Raw genomic sequence first — 13,683 nt, 5'->3', positions numbered from 1 at the left:
TATACGACATCTCATTGCGTTCTTGCTTTGTATCCACCTATTTTTCTCTATTTTTTTCTTGCTCTTTTAATGTTTCAGCAAATAAAATTTTACCACTTTTCGATTTTGTATAATAATAATACTCTGTCTTAGGTGGATTAATTGTCGTTCTTGCCGTTTCGTCAGAAACATTACTTATCGGTCCACTTGGTAAACCTTTATTTACATAAGTATTATATTTAGAATTATCTTTGTAGTCTTCTTCTGAAATAGACTCATTTGGCTCTTTCTTAGTTGCATAGCGTACAGTTGCATCGGAATTCAAAGCAATTTGCGGATTATTTTCGATTCTATTTATAAGCATAGAAACATATCTTGATTTATCTGTCATTTTCTTCATTTCCAACTCAACCATGGATGTTAATGTTAAATACTCGTGAAAAGTAATTTTCTTTTCTTCATAATTTGACGTAAATTTAAATCCGCCATTATCTTTATAAATTTTATATGTACTATTGTAAGTTTCTTTTAGCATTTCATTCGTAATATCATCAATTGATACATCACTTTTTGAAAATTGATAAGTAGAAGGCGCAAAGTATCCTTCTAAAGGATAGCGCAAGTTCTTATTTAACACTTCATCTGTTAACATGTCGGGATATTTTTTTTGAAATTTTTTAATATAATCTAGATCTCGCATTTTTTTCAAAAATGCTTCACGACTAATAGAAGTATTTTCTTCAATTATGCCTGCAATAAGCTCTAAGTTAGAACCTTCCTTAACATCAAATTGGATGGCAGTTTTTAAATATACTTTCCCACTTTCTAAACTTTTAGCTATTTCTCTAGGTGACATTGAAGGTGAAAATTTATATTCCCCTGCTTGGAAGCTAGAAATATTATTCAATTTTAAATAATATTTGAAAATAGTGACGTTTCTAATAATTTTTTTATCTGCTAATTGATGACTTAACATTTCAGTTGTTGTATTTGGATTAACTTCAACAATGACTTGTTCATTACTATCAGCATTTACTGGCTTTATATTAATTCCCACAAAAATTAAGCCGACTATAGTTATTAATAAAAATAATAAAAAGAGGATACCGATTATCGTTATACTAATATACTTCGATAATAATCTAGCATCTTTATATATACTATTTTTTCCCATATGTAACTCCTTATGTAAATTAAATACCCCTAATGATTATATCACATTAGGGGTATCGTGTACTATTACATATTAATTTTTAAACGTCATCCATTTCAGTATTAACGATTTCTTCTATCATTTCCCACTCTTCGTCAGTTTCAACTGGTAATAATTTACCACCTTCACCATCATCGTTAGCTTCATTAATCATAGGAATTAATTCAACTTCTTCTTCGTTCTCAGTTCCTTCTTCAGCTAGAATGATGTATTCTTTCTTGAATTCAGGATGATAAAATTCTAAAACTTTACGGTATAAAACTTCGTTATTATCTTCATCGATTAACGTTAATAATTCTTCCTCGTTGTTGATATCTAAATGTTCTTCATGATTATGTTCAGTCATTATTCATTCTCCTCATCTTTATTTAATAGAATCTAAGTACCCCTGCAAAATAAATACAGCAGCCATTTTATCTATAACTTTCTTTCTTTTTTTTCGAGAAACATCTGCTTCTAATAGTGTACGTTCAGCTCCGACTGTACTCAGTCTTTCATCCCACATCACCATTTTTAAATCCGGTCTTTCTTGTTCAAGTACTTCCTTGAAATGAATTGATGCCTCTCCACGTGGTCCGATAGAATTATTCATGTTTTTAGGCAATCCAATAATGACAGTATCAACATCATATTGATCTATTATTTTAATTAATTCATCAATTCCAAACTCTTCTTTGTCTTCGTTAATTCGGAGTGTATCGATTCCTTGAGCTGTCCAACCCATCGCATCACTGACAGCTACACCAATTGTTTTACTTCCTACGTCTAAACCTATTATCCTATTTTTAAGCATTGAATTCATTTTCTTGCTTTAAATAATGGGATACTAATTCTTCCATAATATCATCTCTATCTAAGCGTCTAATTTGATTTCTTGCTTCGTTATGTCTAGGAATATATGCTGGGTCACCAGACAGTAGGTATCCAACTATTTGGTTAACTGGATTGTATCCTCGTTCTTCTAATGTGCGATAAACATTTTGTAGTACTGTTTTGACATCTTCTTTCGGAAAATCATCATAGTTAAACTTCATGGTTTTATCAAAATTATTCATCTATATTTACACTCCCTAACTCCATTAACTTAGTATTAATTATATCATATTCTATTAATACTTAAAATTATAGAGTTTTAATGTAGTCTTTAACAAACTGTAACGCTTCTGTTACTTTCGAAGGATCTGTTCCGCCACCTTGAGCCATATCTGGGCGACCTCCACCTTTACCGTTAGTAATTTGAGCTGCTTCTCTTATAATATCCCCAGCTTTAACTTTATCTGTTAATTCTTTTGGTACTGTAGATACTAATGAAACTTTTTCTCCATTAACACTTGCTAATAATAATACAGTATCTTGCATTCTTGATTTGTAATCATCCATGATTGATCTGAGCACTTTAGGATTTTCAGCTTCTACTAATACAGAAAGTACTTTTATACCATTAATTTCTTCAATACTATCTTCAATGTTACCTGATTTTAATTCAGTTATTGTTTTATTTTTTTGTTGAAGTTCTTTTTCTAAGTCTTTATTGTGTTGTTGAATTTGATCAATTTTTTCAATTGTTCTCGTTTGATCTTTAACTTTCACATGTTGCATAACGTCTTTCAGTATTGTTTCAGTAACTTTTAATGTTTCATAAGCTTTTTTACCAGTCACCGCTTCAATTCTTCTCACACCTGCGCCAGTACCTGATTCTGAAACGATTTTAAACAAGCCAATTTCGCTTGTGTTTCTAACATGTATACCACCACATAGCTCGATAGAGTATGATGACATTTCAACAACTCTTACAACATCGCCATATTTTTCGCCGAATAGCGCCATTGCACCTTTTTCTTTCGCTTGTTCAATCGGCATTTCTTGAATGGACACTGGGATGTTTTGCCATATTTTTTCATTTACAATTTGTTCAATTGTTTCAAGTTCTTCATTTGTTACTTGTCCAAAGTGTGAAAAGTCAAAACGTAATCTTTCATTTTCAACTAAAGAACCTGCTTGGTTTACATGTGAGCCTAGTACTTCTTTTAAAGCTGCATGTAATAAATGTGTAGCTGAATGGTTTTTAACGATTGATTTGCGATCAGCTTTATTAACGATTGCTTCAACTGTCTCTCCAACATGAACTTGTCCAAACGTAATATGACCAGCATGTAGGTTTTGACCATTTGGCGCTTTAATAACTTCAGTTACTTCAATTTCAAATTGATCATGTCTAATAATACCTTTATCTGCAATTTGACCACCAGATACTGCATAGAACGGCGTTTCTCTTAACACAAATTGAATGTCTTCTCCGCTTTCTGCTTCTTCAACTAATTGTCCATTTAAAATAATATCCGTGATTTCAGATTGTATTTCAATATGTTCATATCCAACAAACTTACTAGGTGTCGTTATTTTACCTAAGACTTCATTTTGCACTTGCATAGATTGCGTTTTTTGACGTGCTGCTCTCGCTCTATCACGTTGTTGACGCATTTCATTTGCAAATCCATCACTATCAATTGTAATACCTTCTTGTGCAGTAATTTCTTCAGTCAGTTCAATTGGAAAACCATATGTGTCATATAGTTTGAATGCATCTGAGCCAGATAATACATGATCTTTTTGTTTAGCTCTATCCATCATTGTATTAAGAATTGCTAAACCTTCTTCTAATGTTTCATGGAAACGATCTTCTTCAGACTTAACAACTTTTTTAATAAAATCACTTTGTGCTTTAACATTTGAATAATATGGTTCCATTATTTCTGCAACAACATCAACGAGTTTGTATAAAAATGGTTCGTTAATATTTAAAGTTTGGCTAAAACGAACTGCTCTTCTAAGCAATCTTCTTAAAACATAGCCTCTACCTTCATTTGCTGGTAATGCACCGTCTCCTATAGCAAAACATATTGTTCTAATATGGTCAGCTATTACTTTAAATGCGATACCTTGTTCTTTAGATTGTAAATATTTCAATCCACTAACCTCTTCAACTTGTTGAATGATTGGAATAAATAAATCTGTATCATAGTTAGTCGGTACATCTTGTGCGATTGACGTCATACGTTCTAAGCCCATGCCTGTATCAATATTTTGATTTGGTAATGGTGTATAAGTGTGATCTGCATTATGATTAAATTCGCTGAATACTAAGTTCCAAACTTCGAGATAACGTTCATTCTCACCGCCTGGATACATTTCTTCGGCTGGATCTTCTTGTCCGTATGTTTCGCCTCTATCATAGAAAATCTCTGTATTTGGTCCAGATGGGCCTTCACCAATGTCCCAGAAATTACCTTCGATTCTAATAATTCTACTTTCTTCTAAACCGATCACTTCATGCCATAAATCATATGCTTCAGTGTCTTCAGGATGAATTGTTACATATAATTTTTCAGGATCCATTGCCATCCATTTATTGCTCGTTAAAAATTCCCAAGCATATTCAATCGCTTCACGTTTGAAGTAGTTACCGATTGAAAAGTTACCTAACATTTCAAAGAAAGTATGATGTCTTGCTGTAAACCCTACATTTTCAATATCGTTTGTTCTAATCGCTTTTTGTGCATTCACTATTTTTGGATTTTTAGGTATTTCTCTACCATCAAAATATTTTTTTAAAGTCGCAACTCCTGAGTTAATCCATAGTAATGTATCGTCATCAATTGGTACTAATGGTGCTGATGGTTCTACCATATGTCCTTTTTCAACAAAAAAGTCAATATACATCTGTCTAATTTCACTTGCTTTTAAATTTTTCATCGCTTTCACTCCTCAAATAAAATAAAAAACGCCCCTCCCTCAAAAAAGGGACGAACGTATCGCGGTACCACCCTAGTTATGACAAAATGTCATCACTTTAAGTTTATTCAATTTAAATATAAGAAGTAGCGTTCAATATATATTGTCATGTTTCACACCAACCAACATGTCTCTTTAAACAATATATTATTTACTCGGCTTCTTTATTAGCATTCTATTAGATTATAAGCACTGGATTTTTAGATGTCAATTATTTCATAAAATCATAAGGTGTTTTATCTTTCATGTTAATCATCGGGTCAATTTCATACATATTATCTTCTGTTAAAATTAAGTTTTTCATTTCACTAGGTTCGTTTGTATTTTCAGTATCCGTTTGAAAATATGTTTTTAATTTAGTATCAAATGACGTCATTCGTCCATGCCCTAACGTTTGTATACCTTGATTAAAAGCATTCTCTTCTCCGCAAATGACCAATGATTGTTTAGCTCGGGTTAGTCCTGTATACAAAATGTTCTTCTGTAACATTCTAAAGTATTGTCTAACTATAGGCATGATTACAATTGGAAACTCAGAACCTTGCGATTTGTGTATGGAACAACAATAAGCATGTGTTATTTCTGATAAATCTTGTTTCGTATAAGTAATATCATTTCCTTCATAGTCTACAATGACTACATCTTTACCTAACGCATTTTCTTCTGCTTTATAAACGCCTGTTACAACGCCAATATCACCATTAAATACATTATCGTCTGGTCGATTTATGAGCTGTAACACTTTATCATTTTCTCTATATTCGATATCTCCATATTCAAGATAGCGAGTTGTTTCATCTTTCGGGTTCAAAATATCTTGTAATAACTCATTCAGTTTATTAATACCTGCAGGGCCGCGATAAATTGGGGCTAACACTTGTATATCTTGCATGTTATAACCTTTATTTACTGCACCTTGGACAACTTTTTCAACTACTGTTGCAATTTGATTACTACTACACGGAATAAAGGATCGATCATGATGTTTTTCATTAATAGATACTGGTAAACCATTTTTTATTTTGTGCGCTAAATCAATAATTGAAGAACCTTCTTGCTGTCTATAAACTTCTTTTAAATTAACTCTAGGTATCACTTTAGATTCAATCAAATCTTTGAAAATCTGTCCTGGTCCAACTGAAGGTAACTGATCTTCGTCTCCTACAAAGATTATTTGAGCATGATCTGGCACAGCACGTAGAAACTGGTACATTAACCAAGTATCTACCATGGACATTTCATCTAAAATAATTAAATGTGCATGTATATCATTATCAAGCACATCGTCCGGTTGTGTATCTTTACTCCAACCTATTAGCCTATGAATGGTCATAGCTTCTAAACCTGTTGATTCACTCAGTCGTTTCGCTGCACGTCCTGTAGGTGCTGCTAATACGATAGGAAAGTCAGTACCTTCTTGGTAATCATCATAATTTAAACTGACACCATGAATTTCAGAATACAATTCACAAATCCCTCTTATAACTGTCGTCTTACCAGTACCAGGTCCACCTGTTAGTAGCATCATCTTGTTGTTTATCGCTGTTTCTAATGCTAACTTTTGACCATCTGCATATGACACGTCATTCATATCTTCAATTTCACCAATGTGTAACTGCAAATCACTTTTTTCTATATCTTTAAGTTCTTCTTGATGTTGATAAAGACGATGGATAATTTGAACGCTTTTAGCTTCAGAATAATATAGAGAAGGTAAAAAACAATTATTATCTTCAATTATTAATTTGTTTTCTTCACTCATCTCTAAAATAACACTGTTCAGCTGATCTTTATTCACGACTTCTGGTTGGTTATGATTTAACAATTCATATGCACCATTAATTAATATATCAACAGGCAAAAATGTATGACCATTTTGTAAAGATTGTTGATCTAAGAAATAGCTGATTCCAGCGACAAGTCGATCATGATGGTCCTTTGAAATACCTACTTGTTCGGCAATTTGGTCGGCTCTTTGGAAGCCAATACCGTTAATATCCATAACTAATCGATAGGGTGTTTGTTTAATAATATTAAGCGTTTCTTCCTTATAAACTTGATATATAGACATAGCAAGTTTCGGTCCAAAACCAAGTTCATTCAGTTTAATCATGATGCGTTCTATAGCTTGATTCTCACGTATAGCTGCTGCAATCGTATCTCGTTTTTGTTTGTTTAATTTAGGTATTTCTTTCAATACTTCTGGCTCTTCAATTATTTTTTTAAGTGCGTCTTCACCTAATTTATCAACAATTGTTTCTGCAGTTTTCTTTCCTATACCTTTAAATAAATCACTAGATAAATAATGAATAACGCCTTGTTTAGTTTGTGGCAATTCTTTTTCGAATGTTTCAGCTTGTAATTGCTTACCATACTTTGGATGATTAATTACTTTACCTTTAAAAAGATATGTTTCGCCTTCTACTATTTGAGGAAGATAACCAACAATTGTGACTTCTTGATCGAAATCTTCATTTGAGTCCATCACATCAACTTTTATAACGGTATAATAGTTATCACTATTTTGAAATAAGATTCTAATAACTTCACCTTTTACATGTGAAAGATCAAATAAAGATAAGTTTTCCAATGTTAGTCCTCCTCTTCAGCTAATTGTTCAAACATTTTTATCGCATGCCCACTTAATAAATGATCTGGTTGTATGTCTACTGCTTTTCTAAAATAAGTAAGCGCTTCGTGCGGGTCTTCATTTTTCATATATTTTGCTAAACCTAAGTTATATAAAGCATCAACATGTTTAGGATCTTTTGCTAAGACAATTTCCAACTGTTTAACCGCTTCTTCAAACATTTCAAGTTGACACAATGTTAAACCGTATTGAAAACCGATTTCTACATCTTCGTTATTAAGTTCAGACGCTCTCATAACATATGGTAATGCTTCTGTATGCGCACCTAATTCATTAAAGCTCATACCTAGCATAAAGTTTGTATCTGCGTCATTAAGCCCTCTTTTCAATGCGTGTTGATATAATTTAACCGCTTCTTCAAAACGTTGCTGATTGTAATATAAATTTGCAAGACTGTAATAAGCGCCACCATGACTCTCGTTAACCGTAATCGCTTTTTGGAAGAACTTTTCTGCTCTTTCAATGTCATTTGCCTCTGATAAAATTGTACCAGCATTAATATAATTCGTAACTTCGTTCGGATCTGCTTCAATATTTTCAAATAAATATGAAAGTGCTTGATCGAATTTTTTATCTTGTATTAGTTCAACTATTTGTTCTTCACTATGCATGTTGTAACTCCTTTAAATATCATTACTTTTAATTATAACAAAAATAAATAGAGGTGCATCAGAAAAGATAACACCTCTAGAGATTTATACCATATAATCTAATTGTTTTTCAGTTTTGTATACTTCATCAATTGTTGCGCCGCCTAGACAAACTTCACCATCATAAAGCACAACGGCTTGACCAGGTGTAATAGCACGAACTGGTTGATCAAAAGTAACTTTAATTTGATTGTCAGAAATTTTTTCAACTGTTACATCTGTATCTTTTTGTCTATATCTAAATTTAGCAGAACATTTTACAGGTTGTGAAAAATCAATATCATTCACAAATGATATGTCAGATGCGATTAAATAATTACTATACAAAGCATCATGATGAAAACCTTGTTCTACATATAGAATATTTTCTTTTAAGTTTTTACCAACTACAAACCAAGGATCTCCATCTCCGCCAATACCTAGTCCGTGTCTTTGTCCAATCGTGTAATACATTAAACCGGTATGTTCACCCATATCTACACCATCTAATGTTTGCATTTTACCATTTTGTGCTGGTAAATATTGAGATAGAAATGTTTTGAAGTTCTTTTCTCCTATGAAACATATACCAGTTGAATCTTTTTTCTTAGCAGTTGCTAAATTTTGTTCTTCAGCTATTCTTCTTACTTCACTTTTTTCTAATTCACCAATAGGAAACATTACTTTAGATAATTGTTCTTCAGTAAGTTGATTCAAGAAATAAGTTTGATCTTTATTATTATCTACGCCACGTATCATTTCAACTTTGTCACCTTCACGGTTAACACGTGCATAGTGACCAGTTGCCACATAATCAGCACCAAGTTTCAAAGCGTGATTTAAGAAAGCTTTAAATTTAATTTCTTTATTACACATCACATCAGGGTTAGGCGTTCTTCCTTTTTTATACTCATCTAAGAAATACGTAAAGACTTTATCCCAATATTCTTGTTCAAAATTTACAGCATAATATGGTATATCTAATTGATTACAAACTTCTATTACATCATTATAATCTTCAGTAGCTGTACACACACCATTTTCATCCGTATCGTCCCAATTTTTCATAAATATGCCTACTACATCATAACCTTGTTCTTTCAATATATGCGCAGTAACAGAACTATCTACGCCCCCGCTCATACCAACGACTACACGGGTAGTTTCATTATTCATTTTCTTCCTCCTTAAATTGATTGTATATTTTCATAATTGCGTCCACAATATAGTTTATTTCTTCTTCTGTTGTTAAATCACTAAAACTAAATCTCACAGATTGCTTAACTCTTTCATGCTCACCATACATAGCTTCTAGAACATGTGATGGTAGTGTTGAGCCTGCTGTACAAGCTGAACCACTTGATACATATATGTTGGCCATATCTAATAATGTAAGCATTGTTTCCACTTCAATAAATGGAAAATACAAATTCGTAATATGCCCTGTTGTATCTACCATGCTACCATTTAACTCAAATGGAATGGCATGTTGTTGTAAACCGACAATGAGTTTTTCTTTTAAATTCATCAAATGAACATTGTTCTCATCCATATGTTCATTTGCAACTGCTAAAGCTGAAGCCATCCCACATATATAAGGTACATTTTCAGTACCAGCTCTTCTCTTGAGTTCTTGTTCTCCGCCTTGAATAAACGTATCTAATTGTATACCTTTTTTGACAAGTAAGGCGCCAATTCCTTTTGGTCCACCAAACTTATGAGCAGTCATACTCAATAAATCTATAGGCATTTCATCAAATTCAATCGGCATATGACCAATTGCTTGAACGGCATCAACATGAAAAGCAATGTTTTGTTCTTCCAAAATTTCAGCGATTTCATATAATGGCTGTACAGTACCTACTTCGTTATTAACTAACATAATCGATACTAACGTTGTTTCAGGATTGATAGCTTGTTTCAACTCATCTAAATCAACAAGCCCTTCATCGTTTACATTTATATAAGAAACTTCAAAACCTTCACGTTCAAGTTCTTCAAAAACATGTAATACAGAATGATGCTCTATTCTACTCGTAATAATATGTTTTCCTAAGTGCTTGCGTTTTCTTGCGATTCCTTTAATAGCTGTATTATTAGACTCTGTTGCACCACTAGTAAAAATGACTTCGTTAGGGTTTGCTCCTAATAATGTAGCAATTTCTCTTCTAGATTGATCTAAATACTTTCTACCATCTCTACCAATAGAATGAATTGAAGATGGATTTCCGTAATGTTCAGATAGTATTTCGGTTATCTTCTCTGTAACAATCGGTTTAACAGGAGTAGTTGCTGCATAATCTGCATATACTTTCATGTTGAACGTCCTTTCTTAGTTTTCAATGTACCTATTCTAGCACCATTTTCATAAAATGACTAGAACTCTGTTTCTCGATTTCTTTCATGAGTATATTGTTCTAATTCATTTAAATTTTTTTTCATATTTTCAGCATTTAATGGATTATCAATTTTTAAATTTTCATGAGTTAAATTTCGTTCATTTATAGTCCACACTTGATCTTTAAGTTTTTCTTTAAAGTGTTTATCATGTGAAATAATAAGCGTACTACCTTGAAATGATTGTATTAATTGTATAATTTTTTCTTGCATGTCAATATCAAAGTAATTTGTCGGTTCATCTAATATGAGTATGTGAGGATTTGAGAAATATAATTTAACAAATTGTAGTCTACACTTTTCACCCATTGATAAAGTATTAACAACATCATCTATTCTATCCTTGTCAAAATAGAAACTTGCTAGTATTGTTCGCGCATCTGTTTCTTTAATTTCAGGAATACACATAATTTCTTCTAACACTGTATTTTCCATCGTTAAATTGTTAAAATCTTGAGAAAAATAACCTATTTCTAATTCATGGTGAATGATTATTTCTCCTTTATCAGGTACTAATTGACCTAATATTAATTTTATTAAAGTGGATTTTCCCGAGCCATTTTGCCCTTCAATAATAACATTTTGATTTCTTTTTATATGAAACGATACATTTTCAAAAATAACTCTCTCCTTATATGAAAATGTTACATTATCGAATTTAACTAAATACTGTGGTTTAAAAGTATGATGTTGAATCGAATATGATTTTTCTTGTTCATCAGGATTCATAATGTTATTTTGCTCTAGCTTTTTATTCATTTGATGTTCTTTAGATTTGAATTTTTTTGCCAGTTTACTCAATTGTTTTTGCTGGTAAGGACTTCTTACAGATGCTTTTTTTGATGCTTTTTCATACCATTCTTTATATCTTTTAATTGTTTCTTCTATAGCTTGTTGTTCTTTCTCTTGTCTTTCATATTGTTGTTTAACTGTTTCATATTCTATTTCTTTTTGTTGTCTATAATGCCCTAATTGACCAAGATACTTTGTTGCACCATTCTTATTTAATTCTAATATTGAATCTGGCGTTTCATTTAAGAATGTTTTATCGTGAGACACAAATAATATTGCCCGTTGCTCTTGTTTAAAAGCTTTTGTTAACCATACTTTCATTTCTTGATCCATATGATTAGTTGGTTCATCTATTAATAATAATGATGCTTTATCTAATTTAACTTTTAAAAATGAAATTTTCGTTTGTTCTCCGCCACTTAATGTAGAAATCAATTGATCAAAATGACCTTCTGTTAAACCTAACTTTTTACCTTCTATAATAATATTTTGTTCAATATCATAACCATCTAATTCAATAAAGCGATTTAGATAATCTAGTTCACTTAAATTTTCTCTTAATCTTGATAACTCTGGGTATGCTAGCATAATAAATTGCATGACATTTAAATTCTCAAATGCCTTCAAATCTTGTTCCATCATTGCTGTATCAATATTTTCATTAAAATGAATTTCATTTAATAATGTGGTCTTTCCGATACCGTTAACACCTACAATTGCCATATGTTCATTATCTTCAATGTTAAAAGTTAATGAAGGTATAAGGACTTTTTGTTCAATCTCTAAAGGTTTTTCTTCAAATAAAAATAGCATAATGTTGCCTCCTCGATCCATGCATTACACAGGAAGACACACCATTACACTATTTATTATGTAATGGCAACATCAAAATATAGACATACTCTTCCAATCATCATTGTGTAATACAATGGTATTTTTACGTTATAACTTTATGTCGTAAAAATTATTGGATATCCATGCCTATTATTGATGCCACCTCTCATTAAATTTGGGTTTATTATATCTTTAACTTGTAAGTTCGTCAACTTTTGTTGAGCAATTAAATAGTGCATTGCGATGACGCTTGATATACTTCCAATATATAATTAAGTAAGGAGAGTCATAAAATGAAATCTAAATTCCCAGTCTCTGCATTGAATCTCGTTCCATTAAGAAAGGGAGAAACAGAGCAAGAGGCCATTAAAAACATGGTCACATTAGCACAAAATGTAGAGGAACTCGGTTATGAAAGGTACTGGATTGCAGAACATCATAATGCACCTAACCTTATAAGTTCAGCTACTGCATTACTGATTCAACATACATTAGAACATACAGAATCTATACAAGTCGGTTCTGGTGGTATCATGCTACCTAACCATGCCCCACTCGTTGTAGCAGAACAATTCGGCACAATGGCAACAATGTTTCCTAACAGACTAAACTTAGGATTAGGAAGAGCGCCAGGTACAGATATGATGACAGCTTCTGCGTTAAGACGTGATTCTCATAAAGGTGTATATACTTTTGGCGACGATATTAATCAATTACTTAAATATTTTGGACCAGAAGAAAATCAATCTTATGTAAGAGCTTATCCGGGTGTTGATACAAATATTCCGATATATGTCTTAGGGTCTTCAACGGATTCTGCACATTTAGCAGCACGTTTAGGATTACCTTACGTATTCGCAGCACACTTTGCACCTGAACAAATGTCACAAGCTATTGAAATATATAGAGACTTATTTGAACCATCAGAGTATTTAGATGAACCATATGTCACGATTTGTTTAAATGTCATTGTAGGTGAAACAGATGAAGAAGCAACTTTCTTATCATCAACAATGCACTTAATGTTCTTAGGAATCGTGAGAAATTCACGTCTGCCTTTACAACCACCAACAGATCAATTAGAAAACATTTGGTCACCACAAGAAAAATATATGGCCCAATCTAAAACAAACACATCATTTATTGGAAGTGAAGAAACAGTTAAAAAACAATTATTAGACTTCCAAAATAAATATAATGTAGATGAAATAATGGCTGTAAGTTATATTTATGATTTAGAAAAACAATACAAATCATTTGAATCATTCAAAAAAATCGTCGATGACGTTTACGGTGAATAATAAAAGTTAAAATAAATAACAACTCATTCCACTGATTTATTCAGCTAGAAATGAGTTGTTATTTTTATGAAATCTACGATTTTGTTCGTGCATGCT

At 31.9% G+C, this 13,683-nt stretch carries 11 protein-coding genes and 1 other annotated feature; of the genes, 1 reads left to right on the top strand and 10 read right to left on the bottom strand.

The features are described from left to right. Positions 1-37 precede the first annotated feature (37 nt). From mltG to sal, 10 genes are all read right to left on the bottom strand, one after another. Complete coding sequence (gene mltG, locus PYW35_RS05825) at positions 38-1,153, bottom strand: endolytic transglycosylase MltG (RefSeq protein ID WP_016910825.1); 1,116 nt, start codon at positions 1,151-1,153, stop codon at positions 38-40. Between the two features lie 79 nt (positions 1,154-1,232). After that, positions 1,233-1,538 (bottom strand): DUF1292 domain-containing protein, encoded by a 306-nt coding sequence (locus PYW35_RS05820; protein ID WP_016910824.1) that lies wholly within the window; start codon positions 1,536-1,538, stop codon positions 1,233-1,235. An 18-nt stretch (positions 1,539-1,556) separates the two neighbouring features. Further along, positions 1,557-1,985 (bottom strand): Holliday junction resolvase RuvX, encoded by a 429-nt coding sequence (gene ruvX, locus PYW35_RS05815; RefSeq protein ID WP_016910823.1) that lies wholly within the window; start codon positions 1,983-1,985, stop codon positions 1,557-1,559. Continuing rightward, positions 1,978-2,247 carry an IreB family regulatory phosphoprotein gene (locus PYW35_RS05810; RefSeq protein ID WP_103323211.1) on the bottom strand — a complete coding sequence of 90 codons (270 nt, stop codon included), beginning with the start codon at positions 2,245-2,247 and terminating at the stop codon, positions 1,978-1,980. Before PYW35_RS05810 ends, ruvX begins: the two co-directional genes overlap by 8 nt. Before the next feature lie 67 nt (positions 2,248-2,314). Further along, positions 2,315-4,945 carry an alanine--tRNA ligase gene (alaS, locus tag PYW35_RS05805; RefSeq protein ID WP_103323212.1) on the bottom strand — a complete coding sequence of 877 codons (2,631 nt, stop codon included), beginning with the start codon at positions 4,943-4,945 and terminating at the stop codon, positions 2,315-2,317. A 43-nt stretch (positions 4,946-4,988) separates the two neighbouring features. Next, positions 4,989-5,155, bottom strand: a binding site (T-box leader). Between the two features lie 40 nt (positions 5,156-5,195). Beyond that, on the bottom strand, positions 5,196-7,574 hold the full coding sequence (gene recD2, locus PYW35_RS05800) for an SF1B family DNA helicase RecD2 (protein ID WP_103323213.1): 2,379 nt from the start codon (positions 7,572-7,574) through the stop codon (positions 5,196-5,198). A 2-nt stretch (positions 7,575-7,576) separates the two neighbouring features. After that, a complete protein-coding gene (locus PYW35_RS05795; RefSeq protein ID WP_016910819.1) occupies positions 7,577-8,245 on the bottom strand; it encodes a tetratricopeptide repeat protein in 669 nt (222 codons plus the stop codon). Positions 8,246-8,329: 84 nt separating this feature from the next. Further along, positions 8,330-9,439, bottom strand: coding sequence for a tRNA 2-thiouridine(34) synthase MnmA (gene mnmA, locus PYW35_RS05790; RefSeq protein WP_103323214.1), 1,110 nt, complete (start codon positions 9,437-9,439; stop codon positions 8,330-8,332). Beyond that, on the bottom strand, positions 9,432-10,580 hold the full coding sequence (locus PYW35_RS05785; protein ID WP_103323215.1) for a cysteine desulfurase family protein: 1,149 nt from the start codon (positions 10,578-10,580) through the stop codon (positions 9,432-9,434). The genes mnmA and PYW35_RS05785 overlap by 8 nt, the downstream gene beginning before the upstream one ends. A 59-nt stretch (positions 10,581-10,639) precedes the next feature. Then, complete coding sequence (gene sal / locus PYW35_RS05780) at positions 10,640-12,265, bottom strand: Sal family ABC-F type ribosomal protection protein (protein WP_103323216.1); 1,626 nt, start codon at positions 12,263-12,265, stop codon at positions 10,640-10,642. Positions 12,266-12,579: 314 nt separating this feature from the next. Between sal and PYW35_RS05775 the strand changes: the two genes are divergently transcribed. After that, positions 12,580-13,587 carry an LLM class flavin-dependent oxidoreductase gene (locus PYW35_RS05775; RefSeq protein ID WP_103323217.1) on the top strand — a complete coding sequence of 336 codons (1,008 nt, stop codon included), beginning with the start codon at positions 12,580-12,582 and terminating at the stop codon, positions 13,585-13,587. The last annotated feature ends 96 nt before the right edge of the window (positions 13,588-13,683 follow it).

It is taken from the genome of Mammaliicoccus vitulinus (assembly GCF_029024305.1).
Classification (GTDB): Bacteria; Bacillota; Bacilli; order Staphylococcales; family Staphylococcaceae; genus Mammaliicoccus; species Mammaliicoccus vitulinus.
This window is presented reverse-complemented; position numbering and strand designations above follow the sequence as displayed.

Coding starts and splice junctions, on each gene's coding strand:
- PYW35_RS05820 (WP_016910824.1), bottom strand. CDS start 1,538: ATGACTGAACATAATCATGAAGAACATTTAGATATCAACAACGAGGAA.
- sal (WP_103323216.1), bottom strand. CDS start 12,265: ATGCTATTTTTATTTGAAGAAAAACCTTTAGAGATTGAACAAAAAGTC.
- PYW35_RS05810 (WP_103323211.1), bottom strand. CDS start 2,247: ATGAATAATTTTGATAAAACCATGAAGTTTAACTATGATGATTTTCCG.
- mltG (WP_016910825.1), bottom strand. CDS start 1,153: ATGGGAAAAAATAGTATATATAAAGATGCTAGATTATTATCGAAGTAT.
- PYW35_RS05775 (WP_103323217.1), top strand. CDS start 12,580: ATGAAATCTAAATTCCCAGTCTCTGCATTGAATCTCGTTCCATTAAGA.
- ruvX (WP_016910823.1), bottom strand. CDS start 1,985: ATGCTTAAAAATAGGATAATAGGTTTAGACGTAGGAAGTAAAACAATT.
- alaS (WP_103323212.1), bottom strand. CDS start 4,945: ATGAAAAATTTAAAAGCAAGTGAAATTAGACAGATGTATATTGACTTT.
- PYW35_RS05785 (WP_103323215.1), bottom strand. CDS start 10,580: ATGAAAGTATATGCAGATTATGCAGCAACTACTCCTGTTAAACCGATT.
- PYW35_RS05795 (WP_016910819.1), bottom strand. CDS start 8,245: ATGCATAGTGAAGAACAAATAGTTGAACTAATACAAGATAAAAAATTC.
- mnmA (WP_103323214.1), bottom strand. CDS start 9,439: ATGAATAATGAAACTACCCGTGTAGTCGTTGGTATGAGCGGGGGCGTA.